This window comes from Amphritea sp., from assembly GCF_016744155.1.
In the GTDB taxonomy this organism is placed as follows: Bacteria; Pseudomonadota; Gammaproteobacteria; order Pseudomonadales; family Balneatricaceae; genus Amphritea.
This window is the reverse complement of the sequence record NZ_JADGEW010000020.1, coordinates 31625-53405: the sequence shown is the minus strand read 5'-3', so window position 1 is coordinate 53405 and position 21781 is coordinate 31625. Positions and strand designations below refer to the sequence as shown.

18 protein-coding genes are annotated in these 21781 nt (G+C 47.3%); 4 read left to right on the top strand and 14 right to left on the bottom strand.

All coding sequences use genetic code 11. The features are described from left to right. Positions 1 to 18: 18 nt before the first annotated feature. Positions 19 to 144 (top strand): hypothetical protein, encoded by a 126-nt coding sequence (locus tag QZZ54_RS14210; RefSeq protein ID WP_290703356.1) that lies wholly within the window; start codon positions 19 to 21, stop codon positions 142 to 144. A gap of 70 nt (positions 145 to 214) precedes the next feature. On the opposite strand, the gene rpiA is transcribed toward QZZ54_RS14210, so the two are convergent. Next, the gene (gene rpiA, locus QZZ54_RS14205; protein ID WP_290703355.1) at positions 215 to 886 is read right to left on the bottom strand and encodes a ribose-5-phosphate isomerase RpiA; all 672 of its coding nucleotides are present in this window, start codon (positions 884 to 886) and stop codon (positions 215 to 217) included. A gap of 156 nt (positions 887 to 1042) precedes the next feature. On the opposite strand from rpiA, the gene ilvA reads away from it, so the two are divergent. Further along, positions 1043 to 2560, top strand: coding sequence for a threonine ammonia-lyase, biosynthetic (gene ilvA / locus QZZ54_RS14200; RefSeq protein WP_290703354.1), 1518 nt, complete (start codon positions 1043 to 1045; stop codon positions 2558 to 2560). Positions 2561 to 2622: 62 nt separating this feature from the next. Here ilvA and QZZ54_RS14195 read toward each other — a convergent pair whose 3' ends face one another. The 11 genes from QZZ54_RS14195 to QZZ54_RS14145 all read right to left on the bottom strand — a co-directional run bounded on the left by QZZ54_RS14195 (position 2623) and on the right by QZZ54_RS14145 (position 14343). Beyond that, complete coding sequence (locus QZZ54_RS14195) at positions 2623 to 3123, bottom strand: hypothetical protein (protein ID WP_290703353.1); 501 nt, start codon at positions 3121 to 3123, stop codon at positions 2623 to 2625. A gap of 98 nt (positions 3124 to 3221) precedes the next feature. Then, positions 3222 to 4448, bottom strand: coding sequence for a transporter (locus QZZ54_RS14190; RefSeq protein WP_290703352.1), 1227 nt, complete (start codon positions 4446 to 4448; stop codon positions 3222 to 3224). Between the two features lie 94 nt (positions 4449 to 4542). Beyond that, positions 4543 to 5355, bottom strand: coding sequence for a hypothetical protein (locus QZZ54_RS14185; RefSeq protein ID WP_290703351.1), 813 nt, complete (start codon positions 5353 to 5355; stop codon positions 4543 to 4545). Between the two features lie 24 nt (positions 5356 to 5379). Then, complete coding sequence (locus tag QZZ54_RS14180; RefSeq protein ID WP_290703350.1) at positions 5380 to 6105, bottom strand: C39 family peptidase; 726 nt, start codon at positions 6103 to 6105, stop codon at positions 5380 to 5382. An 87-nt stretch (positions 6106 to 6192) separates the two neighbouring features. Beyond that, positions 6193 to 7506, bottom strand: coding sequence for a hypothetical protein (locus tag QZZ54_RS14175; RefSeq protein ID WP_290703349.1), 1314 nt, complete (start codon positions 7504 to 7506; stop codon positions 6193 to 6195). A gap of 45 nt (positions 7507 to 7551) precedes the next feature. Continuing rightward, positions 7552 to 8190 carry a hypothetical protein gene (locus QZZ54_RS14170; protein ID WP_290703348.1) on the bottom strand — a complete coding sequence of 213 codons (639 nt, stop codon included), beginning with the start codon at positions 8188 to 8190 and terminating at the stop codon, positions 7552 to 7554. Positions 8191 to 8192: 2 nt separating this feature from the next. Further along, complete coding sequence (locus tag QZZ54_RS14165; RefSeq protein WP_290703347.1) at positions 8193 to 8525, bottom strand: hypothetical protein; 333 nt, start codon at positions 8523 to 8525, stop codon at positions 8193 to 8195. Positions 8526 to 8850: 325 nt separating this feature from the next. Next, positions 8851 to 10218, bottom strand: a complete 1368-nt coding sequence (locus QZZ54_RS14160; RefSeq protein WP_290703346.1) for a sigma-54 dependent transcriptional regulator — start codon at positions 10216 to 10218, stop codon at positions 8851 to 8853. A 918-nt stretch (positions 10219 to 11136) separates the two neighbouring features. After that, complete coding sequence (locus tag QZZ54_RS14155; RefSeq protein ID WP_290703345.1) at positions 11137 to 12534, bottom strand: TRAP transporter large permease subunit; 1398 nt, start codon at positions 12532 to 12534, stop codon at positions 11137 to 11139. After that, a complete protein-coding gene (locus tag QZZ54_RS14150; protein ID WP_290703344.1) occupies positions 12531 to 13118 on the bottom strand; it encodes a TRAP transporter small permease in 588 nt (195 codons plus the stop codon). Before QZZ54_RS14150 ends, QZZ54_RS14155 begins: the two co-directional genes overlap by 4 nt. A gap of 241 nt (positions 13119 to 13359) precedes the next feature. Beyond that, entirely contained in the window at positions 13360 to 14343 is a 984-nt protein-coding gene (locus QZZ54_RS14145; RefSeq protein ID WP_290703343.1) for a TRAP transporter substrate-binding protein, read from the bottom strand. 380 nt (positions 14344 to 14723) lie between these two features. Here QZZ54_RS14145 and QZZ54_RS14140 point away from each other — a divergent pair, with 380 nt between their 5' ends. Continuing rightward, positions 14724 to 16319, top strand: coding sequence for a methyl-accepting chemotaxis protein (locus tag QZZ54_RS14140; protein WP_290703342.1), 1596 nt, complete (start codon positions 14724 to 14726; stop codon positions 16317 to 16319). 61 nt (positions 16320 to 16380) lie between these two features. Here QZZ54_RS14140 and QZZ54_RS14135 read toward each other — a convergent pair whose 3' ends face one another. Together QZZ54_RS14135 and QZZ54_RS14130 are read right to left on the bottom strand one after the other, a co-directional pair. Continuing rightward, positions 16381 to 17757: a sigma-54 dependent transcriptional regulator gene (locus QZZ54_RS14135; RefSeq protein WP_290703341.1), complete on the bottom strand. Its 1377-nt coding sequence runs from the start codon at positions 17755 to 17757 to the stop codon at positions 16381 to 16383. A gap of 30 nt (positions 17758 to 17787) precedes the next feature. Beyond that, positions 17788 to 20031, bottom strand: a complete 2244-nt coding sequence (locus tag QZZ54_RS14130; protein ID WP_290703340.1) for an ATP-binding protein — start codon at positions 20029 to 20031, stop codon at positions 17788 to 17790. A 241-nt stretch (positions 20032 to 20272) separates the two neighbouring features. Between QZZ54_RS14130 and pyk the strand changes: the two genes are divergently transcribed. Then, entirely contained in the window at positions 20273 to 21712 is a 1440-nt protein-coding gene (gene pyk, locus QZZ54_RS14125; RefSeq protein ID WP_290703339.1) for a pyruvate kinase, read from the top strand. Positions 21713 to 21781: the final 69 nt, after the last annotated feature.

The following is a 21781-nucleotide window of genomic DNA, read 5'->3' as shown; positions in this document are numbered from 1 at the left end:
ACTTACGGGTGACACATCATGGCAAACCATGACGAAAGTTTCCGTGACAGCTCAGGTCCAATCTGGATTCTTATCAATGCTGGTGCATTGGCATGGATATGCATGCCAGCAATCATCGGCTGGAGTAATGTTCTCCAGATGTAAGCTGCTACGGTTAAACATAAAAAAGGCCTTCATCTGAAGGCCTTTTTTATTATCTGCACACTACCCCGGGTTAGCGGGTTAGCGTCACAACACCCTCGGGCGTGCCCATCAAAACAACATTAGCGCCTCGTCGGGCAAACAATCCATTAGTCACGACACCAACGATGTTATTAATCTGAGTTTCTAACGCTTCTGGTTGCTCAATCTCAAGCCCGTGCAGATCCAGAATAACGTTACCGTTATCGGTTACAACACCGTCCCGATATACCGGTATACAATCCAGCTTCACCAGCTCCCGCGCTACCTGTGAACGCGCCATTGGAATCACTTCAACCGGCAGAGGGAAAACGCCTAGCAGATCAACTTTTTTCGTTGCATCAACAATGCAAACAAACTCTTTGGCCACATCGGCTACGATCTTCTCACGGGTCAATGCAGCGCCGCCGCCTTTAATCAGGTTCAGTCGGCCATCGAATTCATCAGCGCCATCAACATAGACCTCCATCTGGTCAACGGAGTTCATATCATAAACTTCGATACCGTGACTCCGAAGACGTTCAGCCGTTGCCTCTGAACTAGCCACAGCCGCTTCAAAAAGTTGTTTGATCTTCGCCAGCTCATCGATAAAGAAGTTCGCTGTGGAACCAGTACCAACGCCAACGATCGAGTCGCGGCTTAGCTTTGGCTGGATATAGGCAACTGCAGCCTGAGCAACTGCCAGTTTCATCTCATCCTGTGTCATATCGTGGGAAACCCCGTATAAATGTCGGTAACTGGCCGAGATTATACGCGGATTGAACGATATCTTATAGACGAAAACCGCCCCAGAGATTACCATTTAGTGCATTATTCATACTGCGTTCTATTTCGGACCGCGACAACCAACTGAAAGCACCCGATGGCTCACCGATATATAAAGAAAATTCTTGATGCCCGCGTCTATGATGCCGCAATCGAAACCCCACTGGACGAGGCGATGAGCCTCAGTAACCGGCTGGGCAACCGAGTGCTGCTGAAACGGGAAGATCTGCAACCGGTATTCTCCTTCAAGCTCCGTGGCGCCTATAACAAAATGGCCCAGCTGTCTGAAGAAGAACGCCAGCGTGGTGTGATTGCAGCATCCGCAGGCAACCACGCTCAGGGATTGGCAATGTCAGCCAAAATTCTAGGCGTCGACGCGACTATCGTGATGCCAAAAACCACCCCTGACATTAAGATTAATAATGTTCTGGCGCTGGGAGCCAAAGTAATACTGCACGGTGCTGCCTTTGACGAAGCGGCCGCTCACTCCAGGAAGTTGGTTGAAGAACAGGGCCTGACCTACGTTCACCCTTATGATGACGTCGATGTTATTGCTGGCCAGGGCACCATTGCGATGGAACTTCTACGCCAGGAAAGTGGACATATCGATGCGGTCTTTGTACCGGTCGGTGGTGGAGGCCTGATCGCTGGGATCTCTGTTTATATTAAATATCTGCGTCCAGAAACCAAGGTCATCGGGGTTGAGTCCGAAGATTCTGCTTGCCTTAAAGCAGCCCTTGAAGCCGGCGAGCGGGTCATTCTGCCGCAAGTCGGCATCTTTGCTGACGGTGTCGCTGTCGCTCAGATCGGAGAGCACACTTTCGATCTCTGTCGCCAATATGTTGATGAAGTGATCACGGTAAATACCGATGAAATCTGCGCAGCAATCAAAGATATTTTTGAAGATACCCGATCAATCACTGAACCTGCTGGAGCATTAGCCGTAGCCGGCATGAAAAAGTATGTCGCTCGGGATCAGGTTAAAGATACGACTCTGATCGCGATCGATAGCGGAGCAAACGTTAACTTTGATCGTTTACGACATATTGCAGAACGCGCAGACCTGGGTGAAAACCGCGAAGCAATTATTGCCGTTAAGATTCCGGAAAAGCCCGGTAGTTTTAAGCAGTTCTGTAACGACCTGGGCAACCGCAACATCACCGAGTTTAATTACCGGTATGCCGATGATACTGATGCTCAGATCTTTGTCGGTGTTCAGCTGCGCAAAGGTGGAGACGGCCGTAAAGAGCTGATCGAAGACCTGAAACATGAGTCCTATAAGGTTATCGATCTGTCCGATAACGAGATGGCTAAACTCCATGTCCGCTATATGGTGGGAGGCCGTGCACCGGAATCGGTAACCAACGAGATACTCTACCGCTTTGAGTTCCCGGAACGCCCAGGCGCGCTGATGAATTTCCTCAAGAAGCTGGGAGGGCGCTGGAACATCTCTATGTTCCACTATCGTAATCACGGGGCGGCGTATGGTCGGGTACTAGTCGGACTACAGGTGCCTGAAGAGGAACACCCACAAGTAACGGACTTCCTTGATGATATCGGTTACAACTATTGGGAAGAGACTGAGAACCCGGCTTATAAGCTGTTTCTTGGCTGAACACTCCGTTACCCAAACAAACAAAACGCACCCTAAGGTGCGTTTTTTTGTAGCCTCTATTTTTAAGGCATCTCAGGCGAGTGCTCAAAGCGGTCGGTAAAGAACGCTTTCAGAGTAAATAGAATGATTGAGGTACTGCCCCAAGTCAGGCCTACCACCACCCCTAGGTCAACAATCCCTCGCCAGGGTTGCTCCAACATATGCACCAGCTGCACTAGCATCAGAATCCCCAACAACAGACAGTAACTGACAATCATCCTTTTACGCTGTATATCGAAAAACCCCATACAAAATAGAGGCGCAAGAATAAAGCGCAGAGGGGTCACATTATCTCGAAGAAACAATAATCGAGCAGCAACTCGGGGCGAGTAACCTCTCTGAAACCCTTTATAACCTTCGGCAAACCCCATAAACACAACACTGACGGCTAAAGCCACCCAGTGATACCAGCTAAGCGAGAAGAGGAAGGTATCGAACCCGATAGCCCCCAGACGCACAATCGCATTGCCAAAAACAAAGGCAATGCCGGCAAAACCCCATAAAACTGCAATACGACCCAACACAGGCAAACCATCAATGATTCCAGAGAAGCCGCCATTATAGTGGATACTTACTCAGTAAAGAATATCCGGGCCATCTCTGGCCCGGGAATTTTATAATTTTAAAAGCGGTAGGGGAATTTTATTCCGAGAGAGAAGTCAGGCGCATCGGGAGTGAGACCAATACCAAGAGTGGTTGACATTGATAGCTTATCACTCAAAGCATAAGTAATGCCGGTATTAAAGGTCGCCGCATTACCATCACTACCAAAGATATCTTGCCAATCACTTCCCTCCAACCGCGTCTCACTTTTCTGACTGATTCTCTGTGATAATGACACACTCATACTCATGCGCTCATTCATCGCAAACGCCATTCCCAGACCATAGAAAATAGAGTCACCTAAACGAACATCCCCAGGCTGATCCCCCGAAGTAGAACTAATATCATCAAAACTCCCATCCAGGTTATGGGTATAACCCACATTGGCAAAAAGAATGGCGGGATCCGTCGTTTTTACAAAAGACAGACTATTGCTGATACTCCATAAACCACTTCCGGTAGGCAGCTCCTTGGGATAAGTAACGGTATCAGTACCACTAGCGTTGGTTACTGACTTGGTGACCGTTGGTGTTCCATAGGGGTGACTGCCGGTAGGCGCTTTAATACTCAGGTTCCAGACTATATCTGGCCTGCTACCCGTTTCATTAAAGAGTTTGTACGCAGACGTTAGAGTGATGTCGCCTAAATCAGCTTCATCCACAGTCGCTTCAGCGCCAACACCATTTACATTACGTTGAAACGATGTGTTCCTGTAAACAAAGGGCAAATTGGCACCAACCTGCCAGCGATCGTTGACGTTATAACGCCCCGTTGCATCGAAGGTATAAATATCTGCTGAGATATCATCAACCGAGATGTCACCCAAGAAGATAGCATCCAGCGCCAGAAAACCTTCCAACACGAGTTCCTTACGGTCGTAATGGCTATAATTCATGCCCAGCTCTACCGTAAAGTTATTACTGAAAAGTGCATGCTCCTCTTGCATTATATTATCAACACTGGAGCTGGGCGCGGCTGATTTCACTACTTTATTCTGAGCCGTTTGCTGCTGAGGTTTAGCTTGTATAGATTGCCCGCCATTCTCCAGTGAATAGAGCCGCTGTTCCATCTCTCTAAGCGTTTGCGCCTGTCGTTCATTAATTAGTTTTAATTGTTGAATTTCGAATTTTAACTGCTCTCCATCACTTACCATCGCAGCTTCTTCAGCCAAGACGACCTGACATACCGCCAGACTTAACAGGCTCACAGCCATCCCTGACCGGCCCCAATGTGATCTGTAAATCATTTTACTTCCCCCTTTCCCTGAAAATGCAAAGCGATCCGACGGATCACTTTGCACATACCCATAGTTAAAAGTAGCAGGTATTCAGCCTGCCGCTCTATAAACCTCTGAGATGATTCAAAGATCGGAGGACTCCATTAGGACGAAACTCCGATAGCGACGAGCTTAGCTCGACAGTCAAACCAATACGGTTAAGCACCTGATTTAAATCGCTATTTAGCTGAGTACTCTGGAGTATATTCCCGCCGGAAAACTGTGAGCGGGTAATTTGCTGAGACACCGAACCAAAATCAGGAATATCAACCTGATAACCAACACCTTCAGCATCAACAGAGACCTGGGTATTAACACCTTCATCGCTCAGATGACTGCGGGTACCCGTATCATCTACCTCTATCAGCCCTTCAGTATCAGGAACAATCTCAGAATCAGTCACCGTCCAATCGACAGCATTGTGGACACTATTACGATCTCCAGCGACCTGAATGCTCTGCACTACCCCGGAGATATTTTCCAGAGCGCCATTGTCCGACACATTATCTAAAGATGACTGTTGCACCTCTTCCGACGGCACTGACAAGCCAATATTTCGGCTACGGTACATCGTCATATGCGGACGGTAGCGATCGCGGCCAAAATCAAAATTGACACGCATCTCCATATTAAAGTCGCGCCCCCCCTGGCGTTGCCAGTCCGTACGCATACGTATACCAAAAAATGCTACTTTGCGCCCATCGACAAAACGCCCTCGCATTGCGGCAAGCTCAACATCACTTACTACTCCTCCCTGTAAACCAAATGGGCCTGTTTGTTGGGCCGCATTTGAACTATTTGGCAACAATAAAAACAAACTTAAAATTGCCGGCCCTGCTGTTACTCCTATTCTTTTATTCCATTGACAGCTGTTCATGACTTACTCCTCCCTTTCGGGAAGTTAAAACAGTTCGGCATGGCGAAAACCATGTTCCAGTAACTGCGCGTCACTCAGAGGTGCGAATGTATTGCTTAAGCTCCGGGCGGTTAGTTGACGCTGTGGATTAATCAAAACAGATGATTTATTAAATCCACGCCCAATGACAGCAAAGACAATACCGTTCCAACTCGATAAAAAATCATCTATTGGCATGATTTTATTACCCAAAGCTGGATCCGCCAGATAGACAAGATTCTCTTCGGTCTTCTTTAATACAACGAAGTGCTTATAACCTTTGAGATCCAGCAGAACAATGGTTGGTATCTTTATTCCTTGCAGAGTATCAGGCTCAACTTTATAACCCCGGCCACGCATACCCACGCGCTCCAGATAGTGTTTAATATTTAGTAGCGAAAACCCCCGTGCCCGAACTTGTTCAATATCACTAACGGCAAACAGACCATCCAGCATATCTTCTTCTGTGACTCGCAGGCCGTAGCCATACCTGAGCACAGTAGCCAATGCCGCGGCGCCACAACTAAAGTCAGTCTGCTGTTTTATAAGATGCTGATAGCGTTGCTCACGCATACTGATCACCGGCTTACTCAGGTTTGAGCTACCGGGAAGAACGTTAGCCAACTCAATCTGAGCGGCATATACAGGGGAGTTAATAAATAGCACCAGAACCAGAGCCAAAACGGCATCTGGAATCCTGGCGCAACTAATAGTAATCTTGCTAATCATCATAATAAGCCCGCTTATAACAGTCTGAAGCCAGGCTGATTTAACAGCCCGGCTCAGATCATCTCAGCAAAAGTTTATATATTAGAACTTTCACTCACCCGAAGGTGTTGTAATAGCCGTACTGTCTACCTTAGTCATAGCCAGACTATTATTTTGCAGATTACTAGTACCGGCAGTAATGTTCACGCCGATATTACCCTTCGCACCACGTAATACATTGTCACCCATTGCTGCGTTGTTCTCATGACGCACATAACGGCTAACCAGGTGCTCAACACTACCAGTGAAGGTGCCGCTGAGGGATTGCGTACCTGCTTCAGAGAAACCTACACGACCTCTCTCTCTGCTCGGACCAACACGGCCTCTTTCACCATGAGCGGAAACGACACCATTTTCTCTTGAACCTGAGATAGTGCCGCTTTCAGTAAATTCAAAGCGACCTGGATCGTCATTATCACCACCAGGTGAAACGTTATCGTTATCAAAATCAATATGCCCCCAATAAGAGGTGCCGCCTCCCTGTTCATGGCCATCACCATTAATCCAGACTTCTGGATAAACATCGTTACTTTGACTTGAAGTGCCTGAATACGTTGCAGGACCATTACTGCCACTATAGCGAGCAGCGCTATTAACACCACTATAGCTAGCACCGGAGTTCGTACCGCTATAACTTCCGCTACCAGAACCGTTATAACTACCACCCATAGCACCATTCATAGAAACCTGAGTGGTAATTATTTCATGGGTTTCTTCAGGCAAGTTATGAACCTGATTATTTTCGGTTTCCTGAGCAACCGATACAGTCGCTTCACCCATAGAGCCAGAAGCAACAGAGCCAGCAAAAGAGTTTGCCTGGACGTTACTACTACCCGCCGCAATATTTACACCGATATTACCCCGGGCATTCTCTAGCGCATTACCACTAAAGTCAGCGGTATTGATTGTCCCCCAGTTGAACGCGACATTATCTTCCGCATTCTGATCCATAAAGATCTCAGCATCGGCGGAGCCAAACACAAACCCGGCATCGGCAGCAGCCAGCGCTGCAGCATTACTCTGCACGTTATGATCACCGGCACTGATGTTCACGCCAATATTACCTTTAGCACCTTTGAGGGCGTTACCGTCAAGTGTGGCAGAGTTATCCACGCGGTCATTTATGGTCAGGTTATTATCACTATCCTGTTCTTGATCAACCACAGCCATACCCAAAGAATCGACACGAATACGACCTGTGATTGCAACATCACCTGAGTACTCAACACTTTTTTTAACATGGACATGCTTACTTAAATGGGCCCCAGAGTCGCCATGAGAGTTACCTTCTGCGAGGGCGAAACCTGAAAAGCTAAGTGCAGCTACTGCGACGGCCAACGGCGCCATTTTAAATACCTGTTTCATGGTCCTTCTCCTTTTTATTCTTCAAGCACCGGGGTATATTCCCGATTATTTTTTTGTTCCCAACGAAACACTGAGACCAAAACTGTTACTTGTTGCATTTCCTGAACCTGCCAATTGGTTGATCTGTACTACGCCACTGGCTCCATTAAAGGCACCCTCACCGATCGATACTTGCCGATGTTGTCCATTACTATCACTGGTAAGCTGGCTGGCAGATTGACCGGTTACCGTGAGACTTAACTCACTTTCAGAAACCGCAACCCCGCCTAAAGCAAAACCGATAGCAACGTCATTGAGTTGTGCATTACCGGAACCACTTGCATGGTTAATAGAGATAAGGCCAGAAGCATTGGAAAATGCATTGCCCTCAATCAGACTGACAGCTGAATAAAGCCCCCCCCCGGGAAGGCCAACATGTTGTGAAGCTTTGATCTGTGCCGTTGCACCCAAACCCTGACCGATACTTACAGCAAGAGCACGAGCATTAAGCTGAGCATTAGAATCCCCTGCGACAACATTGACGCCGATAATTCCGCGACTACTTTCCAAAGCAAAATCACCAATCACTGCCTGATTACTGTATTCAAATTGTTCAACCGCCAGTGGCGTTTCGGCAGCAGCACTAGCAGCCATCAGCAGCATCAATAAACAATTAACAGGTTGAGTAGAGAGAGAGCCTTTCATAATCAGCGCCCCTCCAGATAGACTTTGACGGTTACAACTGAATTGCCATAACCTTGAATATTTCGATTCCCTTTTTTAATACTCCCTTCATCCCAGAGAATAATGCCCAGTTCCATCTGAGCCGACGGAATCGCGTGATCTATTCCTTGTCCGCGAACAGCTCCAAGTTGACCCTCATCCAACATTGCTACTGCAATGCCTGAATCAGACGCAAATAACTGATCCCCCACCCGTTGATCAGCCATCAGCGCAGGCGCCCACCACAATCCAGCAAGCGATAGCAAAGTAACTGCTAAAACTTTTTCAATACTGATTGGGGTTAACCTATTGATCATTCTGATCACCTGATAAGTGGACTAAGTTCACTTACTACAAAGCAAAAACAGAACCAAAAAAACTATCTATATGATTTACATAAGATTAATCATCTACAGAGCCCTCTTCTAAGCGAGAGAGAGGCTGTAACTGTTTCAGGAGGTTAACAACAATTTAAGAATCGAAACTAAAATAGTTTAATATCAGACAGTTAGATATTCATCGATAAGTGTAAAGGCAGCATTACAATCGTCATACGAGGGGTCTTATCGGTATCGATAAGACGAAAAAAAACCGCCATTGGCGGTTTTTTTACTTAAAATTCAAAATATTAAGAAACAATTACTATGAAACAGACAATTGATACTTTTCGATGATCCGATACAAAGTCACTCTGGACACACCCAACACCTTAGCAGTCTGAGTCATATTGTTATGGCAGTACCTTATCGCACTGATAACAGCCTCTTTCTCCGCCTTTTCTCTGGCCTCTTCCAATGAGATAACCGGGCGGGCATCATCAGCACTGCAGCTCTGCAGGTCCAGATCGTCCGGTTTAATCAACCGGCCATCGCACATAACAATTGCCCGGCGTATTCGATTAATCAGTTCCCTGACATTACCCGGCCAGGTATATCGCTCCATCACCTGTAGAGATGCCTGAGAGAACCCTTTAAGTTTTGCCTGTCCATCTGAAACAAAGCGATCGAAGAAAAATTTCGCCATCAGCTGAGTGTCTCCTTCCCTTTCTCGCAATGGGGGCGGCTGCAGCTGCAAAACATTCAACCGATAAAGTAAATCTTCACGAAACCTACCACATTTAACGGCGGCATCAAGATCAACATTCGTCGCCGCAACGACTCTGACATCCACCGGAATTTCTGTATTGCCACCCAATCGCTGAATCACTTTTTCCTGCAAGAAACGCAGTAGGTTGACTTGCATATCAAAAGGTAGGTCGCCAATCTCATCCAGAAAGAGAGTCCCTCCGGCTGCAGCCTCGATCTGCCCACACTTCTGGGTATTAGCACCGGTAAATGCACCCTTTTCATAGCCAAATAACTCAGATTGAATGAGGCTTTCAGGAATAGCGCCGCAGTTCACAGCAATGAATGGCATCTCTGCACGGGCAGAACGCTCATGGACAGCCCTAGCGATCAACTCCTTTCCTGTTCCACTTTCACCGTATATCAAAACCGGTGCATCGACACTGGCCACCTTACGAATCGAGCCAAACAGTTTAAGCATCGGCGGGCTACTCCCCACCATCTCATAGTCATCGTAACCTTGCTCTAAGTCATCTAAGCAGAGACTTGCCATTCCATGAGCATGACCCAACGTCGACAGCAGCCGCATATAATCTACATCCGACAAAGGCAAAGTGTAATAGTCATGGCAGGTTTCACGAATAAGCTTACAAAAAGTTCGCTGCTGCAAACATTCAGTGCTCGTTATAATCACCCACTCGATGGTGCGATGATCAGTTAACAGAGCTTCTACTGCGCGAAGCTGTTCTGGCTCAACACTTACAAGCTGAATTAAGCCGACACTATACTTCTGACTACCAATGCTATTCCTTGCTTCCTGCAGCCCGTCTACTTCTTTAATATCCCAGCCCTGGGTAGAAATAACGGCTTTGCTAATAGAATCACTCTTATTATTTGTCCGTACATATAAAACTGGACGACGACATTCCACAATTGGAATATTCACACACACCCCCCCTATTCCCTTATTCAGCACCATTTATCCATGTGATACTGCACCTAAGGATTCGTTCTCCATTTAGCGACAAACCTGTGTCGCAGATTAAGAGGATAGTTGATAAAAACAGTTGGGGTTATTAAATCACCCCAAAACAGGGACATTTAACTTGACAATATTTCATTAAGGAAATAAGGCAGCAAGTGACTTTTGATACATTCCCCCCTAATTACCTATAGGGCAAATGTCCTAAAGCATCGGTTTTTAAAGATCCTTTCAACCCCTCTCTATAGCAATAATAAAATCAGCGGAGTCAATATAATTCACGCAGGTCAGAGAAATAAAATAACTCATATAAACAAGATGTTATTTCATAAATAACAAGTTTCCAGTTATACCCTCTACACAAGTATATTTAGCTAATCGGAGGTATCATCATGCCTATATTCAAGCGCCCTTATAGGATCATACATAAGTGAACAGGTCGATTCCTAGCTGAGGGGCATTAAGAACAGCACCAAAGCCATTATGAGAGAAATTACTGATAGTTCTGCAACACCAGCCTCAATCAACCGTCAAATATTGGCACAACTAAAAACGGTCACCCGGCTGAATAATAGTTCCGATATTTACCGAGAACGCCACTCTGTGGTGAGAACATGCGCAAGTAACATCGTGATAGCCTGCTAAGAGAAGCTTTGAAGCACCCCGTACAACCTTAGGGACCTCAGGTGGCGAAACAATTTAGACTAGCCCATAGCATCTGAAAAACTCCCAGACAGAAGTAGAACATTCTGATCCTCCCACCGTCACTAGCAGTAGACACTCCTTTTATTAACGATAAAAAAAGGGCCGCAGATTCATTAAGAAAATGCGGCCCTAAACAGATACTCATCCGGATTGGGTGGATGAACGACTGATTACAAATTAATAACCGTTCAACTGATCAATATATTCAGGCAAGAACAGCGATATCTGTGGAATATAAGTTATCAGCATCAGGAACATCAGCAGTAAACTTAACCAGGGCAAACAAGCCTTTATCACCCAGATCATGTTCTTACCGGTGATCCCCGCCGTGACAAAGAGGTTAAGCCCCACAGGCGGCGTCAGCATCCCGATCTCCATATTGACCACCATGATAATACCCAGGTGAACCGGATCGATTCCCAGCTGTGTTGCGATTGGAAACAGAATAGGCGCCATGATAAGTATGATTGCAGATGGCTCCATAAAGTTACCGGCTATCAGCAACAGGATATTCACCACAATCAGGAAGCCCCATGCTGGCAGTCCCCATTGAATAATCGTTTCTGCTATCTGATGTGGAATCCGTTCGGTAGTCAGTACGTGGGCAAACAGCATCGCATTAGCGATGATGAACAGCAACATCAGAGACACCTTAGTGGCATCCAGAATAACCTTACGCACTTCAGGGTGACGGATAGACTTAGGAATCGCCCACAACATCTGCAGAACATTACGTACCGCAGCCGTAGCTAGAGCCTCGTCTGCGTTACGCCATGAGACACCTTTCATCGGACCGATATCCCGATACCCCAGCACCGATACCAGATAAGCATATACCGCTGCAACCGCCGCCGCTTCTGTAGGGCTGGCAATACCACCGTAGATAGAGCCCAGCACAATGATAATCAGCATCAGGCCGCCCAAAGCAATCAGGAATGATTTACCCAGATGCATCACACCTGGGAAAGGCTCTGCTGGCAATTTCATAATACGCGCGGCGATGTAGATGGCGATCATCAGAATACCGCCCATCATCAGGCCAGGAAGGAAACCAGCCATAAACATGCGCGAGGCCGATACCTCAGTAGCCGCTGAATACACCAGCATTACAATGGAAGGCGGAATCAGAATACCCAGAGTACCCGCATTTGCGATAACACCCGCAGCAAAGGATTCCGGATAGCCGGAACGCACCATACCGGCGATAACGATCGTACCGATAGCCGCTACCGTCGCAGGGGAAGAACCCGATACAGCAGCAAACAGCATACAAGCCATTACCGAAGCCATTGCCAGACCACCACGAACATGGCCTACACTATCAACGGCAAAGTTGATCAGTCGCTTAGCCACACCACCCGTGGAAAGAAATGCAGACGACAAAATAAAGAAGGGAATCGCTAACAGAGTGTAATGTTCCGACGTCGCTTCAAACAACTTCAGCGAAATAGAAGCCAGGGAGTCGTTTGAGAACATCAAAATCGTTGCGACACTGGACAAGCCCAACGCAATCGCAATTGGCATGCCCATGAACATACAGCCAAATAAAAGAATAAATAGCGCAGCAATAGTCATGATCGGCTCCCCTTATCACTATTTGCAGTTTTTTCGGCTTGCTCTTTCGCTTCCATCTCCTGCAGTTCTCTAGCAATCTCCATACTATCTTCCGCTTCATCCGTGAAGTGAAAACCATCCGCCTGATGGGTGATTACTTTCCAACCCAATTGAAGGAAACGAAACATAAGCATGGCAAAACCGATCAGCAGAATGCTCATCGCTATCCATTTCTCTACTGGCATATCTTCCAGCTCGATACCGATCATTTTCATCTTGCTTAGGTAGACCCATGAGCCGTATAAGAACAGGCCGCAATAGATCAGGCAGAGAGCCACCGCCACAAGGGTAAAGAAGCGTTGAGCTTTGTTAGGTAAGAGTTTTACAAACACATCAACACCGATGTGAGCACCCACTTTTACCCCATAGGATGCGCCATAAAGGACAAACCAAGCAGCCAGCAGCAGAGTCATCTCCTGCGCCCAGTGGATACCGGTATTAAACCCGAAGCGCATAACCACTTCGACAAAAACCAGTAACGTCATCGCTACCAGCAGAAGGGAGAGGAAAGCCTCTTCCAATTGGTTGAACAGATTACGAACCATAACGGCCCCCTTATAACAACAGAGTGATCATTCAGTTGAAAATAGATTCTCTGTGATTATTATTTTTGTATTTGCCACACAGGACAGCCTTGCAGCTATAGAGCATCGCCAGTATTAGCTGGCATGACTCTCCTGTGCAGCCTTACATACAACTTAGAATATAGAGGGAGCTGCAGTGGGACCTATACTCCCACCACAGCAACAGGGATGGCACTCCATTAAGGAGCACCAGAAACCAATTTTACTGGTTAGAGGCTTCAGCAGCTTTGATCAGATCAGCACCGATATCATCGGAGAACTGAGCCCAAACCGGCTTCATAGCCGCAACCCATAGGGCACGATCTTCAGCAGATATTTCGATTACTTCAGAACGCTTAGAATCGATGATCGCCTGCTTATCGCTGTTCGCTTTTTCAGCTGCGATACCGTTACCAAAGGCAATCGCTTCATCCAGTGCCGCTTTGATTTCAGTGCGCAGATCAGCATCCAGATCACCCCAGAACTCAGCCGAAGTTACGACCATGTAGTCCAGTACACCGTGGTTAGACTCAGTGATGAAAGGCTGTACTTCGAAGAATTTCTTAGAATAAATGTTAGACCAGGTATTTTCCTGACCATCAATCGCTCTGGTTTGCAGCAGAGTAAACACTTCAGAAAAAGGCTTCTTCAGAGGCACCGCGTCAATCGCTTCAAACTGTGCCTGAAGCACATCGGAAGTCATGATACGGAATTTTTTACCGCTCGCGTCAGCAGGCACTTTCAATGGATCACTTGCAGACAGCTGCTTCATACCGTTGTGCAGGTAACCCAGACCTACCAGACCTTTAGACTCAAGAGAGGTCAGCATCTTCTGACCATCAGCGCTACCCTGGAAACGCTCAACGGCTGCCATATCCTTGAACAGGAACGGCAGATCAAACAGTTGCAGGGTTGGTGTGTATTTCTGGAACTTAGACAAAGATGGAGCCGCCATCTGCACATCGCCCAGCAGCATCGCCTCCAGAACTTTGTTATCACCGAAAAGCTGTGAGCTAGGGAATACATTAACTTTAACTTTACCAGCCAGGCGCTCAGCGACCAGCTCAGCGAACTTATTGGCCATCTGACCTTTAGGCGTATTTTCTGCCACTACGTGAGAGAACTTAATTTCGATCGGGGCAGCCATTGCTGATGTTGCACCAAGAGTCAGAGCCATTGCCGTAACGGCTGCAGTAAGTAAACGCATATGCTTCTCCAATATTTTAATTATTCAGGCGCTTTTTTGGGGCCTAACAGCAGAACCCACGCTCAATTTTTATTTGCACCCTGTAATCAAAGCAAAAGATAGGCCAAGGCAAATAAAACAGTGAAATTAAAACACTAAGCACTTATAAATCAATAAATTAAACAGCAAGCATACTTTCAACCTGCTCATCACAGTTAATTCAAAATGAGTGGAGAACCACTCATTAGCAACGAGAACAACGGGGGATTTCCACACAAAGCAAAAAAAACTGTTCTTAATAATTACCCAAAATGCTGACATAGACAGTCGCACCGGGCGTTACAGACGGGTATATTAGTGGCAAATTCAAAAAGCCTGATAATTCATCCGGATATCTAATTATGGCGATTCAAACTAAAGTAAATTTAAGCTTAGCCTTTGTCTTCTTAATCGTACTGATCACCTCCGTCACTGCGATCTATAAAAGCGAAACCGGTCTTTCATCCGATATTGCTTTGCAAAACACGAAGAGCACAGCTGATGCGTACTTTGACAGTATCAATATCATGATGCTGAGCGGCGCTATGGCGAACCGACAGGCTCTCCAGTCAAAAATTCTGGCCAACCCTGATCTGACTGAAGCTCGTATTATTCGAGCTGAAGCGGTTAGCAGTATGTACGGCGAAGGCACTCCGGATTCATATATCCAGGATGATTTGGATAAACGGGCAATGAATGGCGAGGACATCGCGATCGAGCTGGATGACGATAAAGGCCATAGGCTAACTATCATCCACCCGATGCGCGCCAAATCTGATTACAAAGGCACTAACTGTCTTAGCTGTCACCCGGTTGAAGAGGGCACCATCCTGGGTGCTGTACGGGTCACTTATAGCTTTGATAAAGTTGATCAGCACATATTCACTAACATCAGGAATATAGCGCTTATCGAATTGGCCATGTTCGTTATCGCTTTATTTCTGGTCGGTTGGATGATTCATCGAATCATTATAAAACCGATCAACAAGATGAACGATACCATTCGAGATATTGAGCAGAATGCAGATCTGACACAACAACTGGAGATTCAATCTAATGATGAGATTGGTCAGATGTCAGCGTCATTCAACAGCATGCTGCGAACCTTCCATAACAGTATCGAGCATGTAGTCCAGTCAATCGAGATGTTGGGACAGTGCAGCCATCATATCAATGAGATTTCTGAAATGGCCAACACCGGTACTGCAAAGCAGATTAGCCGGGCAGAAGCTGTTACCAACGCGATGATCGCAATGGATGGGGCAACTCAGAATGTTTCCGCTACCGCCGACGTCACTATCAAAGCATCCGATAAAGCTCTACAGGAAACCCGCAGCGGTGTTGAGATCACATCCGGAACCGTGAAGAAGATCGAATCACTGCAACAACAGATCCAACACGCAACTGAGGTGATCGTTCAGCTAGAGCAGCAAAGCTATAACATCGACGCTGTACTGAGTGTTATTCAGGACATTGCCGAACAAACCAATCTGCTGGCGCTTAACGCTGCGATTGAGGCCGCCCGCGCAGGCGAGCAAGGTCGCGGCTTTGCCGTAGTGGCGGATGAAGTTCGTACGCTCTCCCAGCGAACTCAGAACGCTACCGTCGAAATCAACGGCATCATCGGCTCGCTACAACAAAACGCAAAAGGCGCTGCTCAGGTAATGGGGCAGGCGAGCAAAGAAACAGAATCGAACGTTAAAGAGGTTCAGGAAACATCCGCCGTTCTCTTTAATATTCAAAAAGAGATGGAAGCGATTACTGAAACTAACCACAGCATATCCGAATCAGTGAAGCAGAGCGGTGCTGCAACTCTGGAGATCGAAGGGGCGGTTAACGAGATCAATGAGGGCAGTGAGCACGCCAAAGACAGAGTGGTACGTTTATCATCAATCGCTGTGCAGTTGAATAATCTGGCTACTGAGCTAAACAAGAAAGCTAAGCAGTTTAAGCTCTGATCCAGAATCAAAGCATAAAAACGGCGGCCTATGGCCGCCGTTTTTATATCTGCTACTGAGGTTACTTGTAGTCTTTCTTATCCAGTTCATACTTTTGCATTTTGTCATACAGCGTTTTGCGGGGAAGCCCTAAGGTCTCCTGAGTAAGCTTGAGTGAACCATTGTTACGGGAGAGTTCCTCTTCCAGCACTAACTTCTCAAACTGCTCAACCTGCTCTGGTAACGTCATGCATTTGCCCGGCGACTGCTCACTCTGCACCCCTACTGAAAAATCATAGTTCGCACCTAACAACACATAACGCTCTGCAATATTGCGTAGCTCTCTAACATTACCCGGCCAATGATGCGCTACCAGCGCTCTCAGCTTTTCAGCACTCAGCTGCGGCACCTCTTTCTGATACTGGGCCGATGCAATTAGCGCAAAGTGCTGAAACAGCATCGGAATATCTTCACGGCGCTCTCTCAACGGGGGCACTTCAAGACTCACGACATTGAGTCGATAGTATAGATCTTCCCGATACTCACCCTGCTCACTGAGTTCTCTCAGGTTCACTTTGGTGGCGGCCACTACCCGAATATCCAAAGCAATTAGCTCATTGGAGCCCAACCGCTCAATCGTTCTCTCCTCGAGCACCCGCAATAACTTAACTTGTAACGACGGCGACATGCTCTCAATTTCATCGAGAAACAGAGTGCCACCATTGGCATGTTCAAACTTTCCTATCCGGCGACTTTTAGCGTCGGTAAATGCCCCTTTTTCGTGGCCAAACAACTCGCTTTCAATCAGATGTTCCGGCACCGCACCACAGTTTATCGCCACAAAATTCTTATCACGTCGATTACTATGCTCGTGAATATAACGCGCAACCAGATCTTTACCCGAACCCGTTTCAGCCTGAACCAAAATATCAGCCGGAGTATCAGCAATTTGCTGAATCATTCCCCGAAGTTGTTGGATGCGTTGCGAATTACCAATAATCCGGGGACCAATTCCCCCCTGAGCTTCAAGTGCTTTACGTAAGCTTCTGTTCTCAAGGGTCAGGCGACGCTTCTCTGCCGCCCGGCGCACGACATCATTCAGCAGTTCAGAAGAAAAGGGCTTTTCAATAAAGTCGTAAGCACCATCACGCATGGCGCTCACGGCCATAGATATATCGCCATGTCCGGTAATCAGGATAACCGGCAGGTCCGCATCGATTTTTATGATCCGTTGCATCAACTCAAGACCATCGATGCCTGGCATATTAATATCGCTGACTACGACCCCTGGCCAGTCACTGTCGAGAAGGCTCAACGCCTTCTCTGCACTATCTGCTGCCACGACTTCATAACCAGCAAGCTCCAGAGTCTGCCCGACGGCGATCCGGATATGCTTTTCATCATCAACTAACAATATCTGATGCGGGGATTTCTCTTCAGCCGGAATTTCAGCACTCATCGACAGCTCTTCTTCCATAACGGTTTCAAATTATTCTAACCCGACTAGTGACGCCGACGCATCAGTCGTCGGTAAATTGATGGTAAACATCGCACCACCCAGCGGGTGGTTACCCACACTCAACTGACCATCCATAGACTCTATAATACGATGGGAAATGGACAAACCCAGCCCTAAGCCCTGACCTGCTTTTTTGGTTGTGTAAAAAGGTTCGAAGACTTTCCCCAATTCCGATACAGGAATACCGGGGCCATGATCACGAAATGAGATAAGTAGCCGGTTTTTCTCTCGTGCTATCGCAATCTCGATCCACTTTTCAGATTGGCCTTCCATCGCCTGCAGCGCATTACTGATCAAATTAACGACCACTTGCTCGAGACGCAACATATCCCCTAGCACGAAGACCTGATCGAGCTTATCCGGCCACTCAATCTTAGCGTTGGCCTTATCAAGCCTGCCATACATGATCGACATCGCGCCATCACGGACCGCTTTCAGGCTAACTAAGGTCGACTGACCGGTCGTTTTACGGGAAAACTCTTTCAGCGGCGCAATTATTTTCGCCATCCGCTGGGTCAGACCGCTAATTTCACGCAGATTAGAATTAACCGGTTCTGTTTTACCCATTTTAAGAAAAGAGAGCGCATTATCGGTGTAACTTCGAATGGCAGTCAGCGGCTGATTAAGTTCATGATTTATCCCCGCCGACATCTGCCCTATTGCGGCTAGCTTGGCGGTCTGAATCAGCTCATTCTGAGTATGCTTGTGCTCTTCAACTTCCTGCAGAAGTCGGGCATTCGCCCGGGTTAGATCCTGGGTACGCTCAGACACCCGGTATTCAAGCTGATCCCGTGCTTCTCGCAGCTGCTCCTCATTCTCTTTACGCTCGGTGACATCATGAATGGTAACGACAAAACGACTGGCATTGCTGTCGGACATCCTGCCGATAATCAATTCAATAGGAAACATCGAACCATTAGCCCGTACCCCTGAGGCTTCAATCATCAGCTCAGCTGGCTGGCTGACCTCATTCTGATGGGAGATATGCTGCCAACAGACGGCCCGATCCTCCTGTCCGATTAGCTTACTAAAGTACTCTCCCGCAATCAGGTCAGCATTGTAACCAAACAGCTTTTCAGCCGTTGGATTGAATGATTCGATCAAACCATGAGTATCCAGCGTAATCAGGCCGGCATGCGTGTTATCGATTATCGCCCTAACCCTTGCTTCACTTCGCTCTAACGACAGCGTTTGCTGACGCTTGAACCGGGCTCGCTCATGGGAAATTCTTCTCCGGGCCATCAGAAACAGTACAAGGAATACTAGGGCGCTATAGATAAAACCTGCCAACAGAGCATTATTAATAACCCGTCGATCTACCGATTTAAGATCTGCAAGGATAGAAACATTAAATCCCGCGTCGGGCACCATTCGGATCTGCTGGAGGTATTTACGGGTCTCGACCCCATCCAGGGCTTGGTTATCAATTCTATCTCCCTCGATGAGGGTCACCACCTCACTGTCAAGAAGACGCTTACGCTCCAAAATCGGCAGTGAAGTTAATTCATGATCTCCGTACCGCAGACTGGAAATAATCCTCTTCAAATCGGACTGAGGTAGTGGCTCCAATGTGCGGAACTTCCATTCCGAGCGGGTACTAATAAAAATAACCCCATCTTCATCGGTTACCAAAATATCGGTCTGAGGGTCATTCCAGTCGGTTTCAATATCATTGAGATCGATCTTAACCACGATCACCCCGAGAATATTGCCCCGATACTCCACCGGATAAGAGAAAAAGTATCCTCGCTTCTTAGAAGTAGAGCCCAGAGCAAAATAACGCCCTTCTTCGCCCCCTATTGCATCCTTAAAATAAGGCCTGAAAGAAAAATTACGCCCCACGAAAGTTCCTTCCTGAGACCAGTTACTCGCCGCCAGGGTATTTCCTTCAGTATCCATCAGATAAGAATCCGAAGCACCGATGGTTTTATTCACTTTTTCAAGATAGAGGTTTGCTCTGAATATCCCATCGCTTTCAGGCAAAAGAAGGAGGTTCACCAGTTCAGAATGTGAGGACAGCAGTTTTGGCAGATCTTTGTAGCGATCAAGCTCCTGCTGCAGGCTCAGTACGTATCGATTAAGATCTGCAGATGCACTTTGCTGAAGGTCGCCAATCGCCCGGGTGCGACTCATAGAAACCGTCTGATAAATAACCAGAGTAAACAGCGCTAATAACAGCAGAACCAGCAGCGGGCGTAACCGTGTTTTAATCACTTAATAACCTGTAGTACAATTACAAAAAATAAAATACTTATAGCTGATTAAGCCTATAACTCATTTTAAATCGACTAAACAAAGATAATTCCTGTAATATATTTACAAGAATGTTGATATAAGCTTAACAAATAGAGCCTAACGGCTTTAAATACTATTGCTATATCCATATGTTGTAATAGAAACAGCTTATAAAGTCTAACAGGTAAAACTGTACCACCGTCCACCGGATAAACTAATCATGCAAAAACGCACTAAAATCGTTGCTACTCTCGGCCCTTCCACTGATAAGCCAGGCATTCTCGATCAACTGATACGCGCTGGCGTGAATGTTGTACGACTCAACTTTTCTCACGGCAGTGCCGACGATCACCGTCAGCGTGCCGCAGAAGTGCGCAACCTATCTCAGCAGCTGGCAATACCTGTAGCGGTTCTCGGCGATCTCCAAGGCCCGAAAATCCGCATCGCCCGCTTTAAAAATGATATGAAAATCAAACTGGCCCTCGGTGACCATTTTGCCCTTGATTCGGCTTTGGACACCTATGCAGGTGATCAAACACAGGTCGGTATCGACTACAAAGCACTCCCAGGAGACAGTCGCCCCGGCGATATATTGTTGCTTGATGACGGTCGCGTACAGTTCAAAGTTCTTGATGTGCAAGGTACCCGGATCAACTGCGAAGTCATCATTGGTGGTCCGCTGTCCAACAACAAAGGGATCAACCGTCAAGGCGGCGGTCTTTCCGCAGCAGCACTGACTGATAAAGATAAACAAGACATTCTGGTCGCCGCTGATATTGATGTGGACTATATCGCGGTCTCCTTCCCACGCAGCTCGGCAGATCTGATCGAAGCACGTCAGCTACTCGACCAGGCAGGCAGCAAAGCAGAGATTATTGCTAAAGTAGAACGGGCAGAGACTGTCAGCTCTAACGAAGCACTGGACGATATCATTCTCGCCTCCGATGGCGTTATGGTTGCCCGTGGAGACCTGGGAGTTGAGATAGGCGATGCTGAGCTGATCGGCGTGCAGAAACATATGATTCGTCGCGCACGTGAGTTGAACCGATTCATCATCACCGCAACGCAGATGATGGAAACCATGGTTCAAAACCCGATGCCTACTCGTGCAGAGGTATTCGATGTAGCCAACGCGGTCCTCGATGGTACCGATGCGGTCATGCTTTCCGCAGAAACTGCCGCTGGCGACTATCCCGTTGAAGTAGTGCAGGCTATGACGAAGATCTGCCTGGGAGCAGAAAAACACCAGCTGTCGCGGCCTGCTCCTACAGGTATCACCCAGCGTTGTGAACATATCGATGAAACCATTGCCCGCTCAGCGATGTATACCGCAAACCACCTGGTCGGCGTAAAAGCAATTATCTGTCTCACCGAGTCAGGATCAACGCCCCGCTGGATGTCCCGCATTCGATCTGGTCTCCCTATCATCGCCCTCACGCGAAATGAACGCGCTATGCGCCGTATGGCACTATACCGTGGAGTCGAGCCTATGATGTTCGACGCTACCGGGCTGGAGATAGAAGAGCTCAACACTCAGGTACTTGAGAACCTGAAAGCAAAAGGGCACCTCAGTAGTGGCGACCTGGTTCTTCTGACCCGCGGTGCTGTCATCGGAAGTGGACATGGCACCAACTCCATGCAGGTTCTTCAGGTACCCTGATACCTTCTCATAGAGCAGCAGTCCGATAAAACTCTCTATCGGGCTGCTCTACCCTTTCTGTCAAAAAGC

What these genes read in the sequence shown, in the direction of transcription:
- QZZ54_RS14155 (WP_290703345.1), bottom strand. Translation starts at nt 12,534, where the DNA reads ATGACTATTGCTGCGCTATTTATTCTTTTATTTGGCTGTATGTTCATG.
- QZZ54_RS14165 (WP_290703347.1), bottom strand. Translation starts at nt 8,525, where the DNA reads ATGATCAATAGGTTAACCCCAATCAGTATTGAAAAAGTTTTAGCAGTT.
- QZZ54_RS14135 (WP_290703341.1), bottom strand. Translation starts at nt 17,757, where the DNA reads ATGAGTGCTGAAATTCCGGCTGAAGAGAAATCCCCGCATCAGATATTG.
- rpiA (WP_290703355.1), bottom strand. Translation starts at nt 886, where the DNA reads ATGACACAGGATGAGATGAAACTGGCAGTTGCTCAGGCTGCAGTTGCC.
- QZZ54_RS14140 (WP_290703342.1), top strand. Translation starts at nt 14,724, where the DNA reads ATGGCGATTCAAACTAAAGTAAATTTAAGCTTAGCCTTTGTCTTCTTA.
- QZZ54_RS14190 (WP_290703352.1), bottom strand. Translation starts at nt 4,448, where the DNA reads ATGATTTACAGATCACATTGGGGCCGGTCAGGGATGGCTGTGAGCCTG.
- QZZ54_RS14180 (WP_290703350.1), bottom strand. Translation starts at nt 6,105, where the DNA reads ATGATGATTAGCAAGATTACTATTAGTTGCGCCAGGATTCCAGATGCC.
- QZZ54_RS14170 (WP_290703348.1), bottom strand. Translation starts at nt 8,190, where the DNA reads ATGAAAGGCTCTCTCTCTACTCAACCTGTTAATTGTTTATTGATGCTG.
- pyk (WP_290703339.1), top strand. Translation starts at nt 20,273, where the DNA reads ATGCAAAAACGCACTAAAATCGTTGCTACTCTCGGCCCTTCCACTGAT.
- QZZ54_RS14145 (WP_290703343.1), bottom strand. Translation starts at nt 14,343, where the DNA reads ATGCGTTTACTTACTGCAGCCGTTACGGCAATGGCTCTGACTCTTGGT.
- QZZ54_RS14150 (WP_290703344.1), bottom strand. Translation starts at nt 13,118, where the DNA reads ATGGTTCGTAATCTGTTCAACCAATTGGAAGAGGCTTTCCTCTCCCTT.
- QZZ54_RS14210 (WP_290703356.1), top strand. Translation starts at nt 19, where the DNA reads ATGGCAAACCATGACGAAAGTTTCCGTGACAGCTCAGGTCCAATCTGG.
- ilvA (WP_290703354.1), top strand. Translation starts at nt 1,043, where the DNA reads ATGGCTCACCGATATATAAAGAAAATTCTTGATGCCCGCGTCTATGAT.
- QZZ54_RS14185 (WP_290703351.1), bottom strand. Translation starts at nt 5,355, where the DNA reads ATGAACAGCTGTCAATGGAATAAAAGAATAGGAGTAACAGCAGGGCCG.
- QZZ54_RS14175 (WP_290703349.1), bottom strand. Translation starts at nt 7,506, where the DNA reads ATGAAACAGGTATTTAAAATGGCGCCGTTGGCCGTCGCAGTAGCTGCA.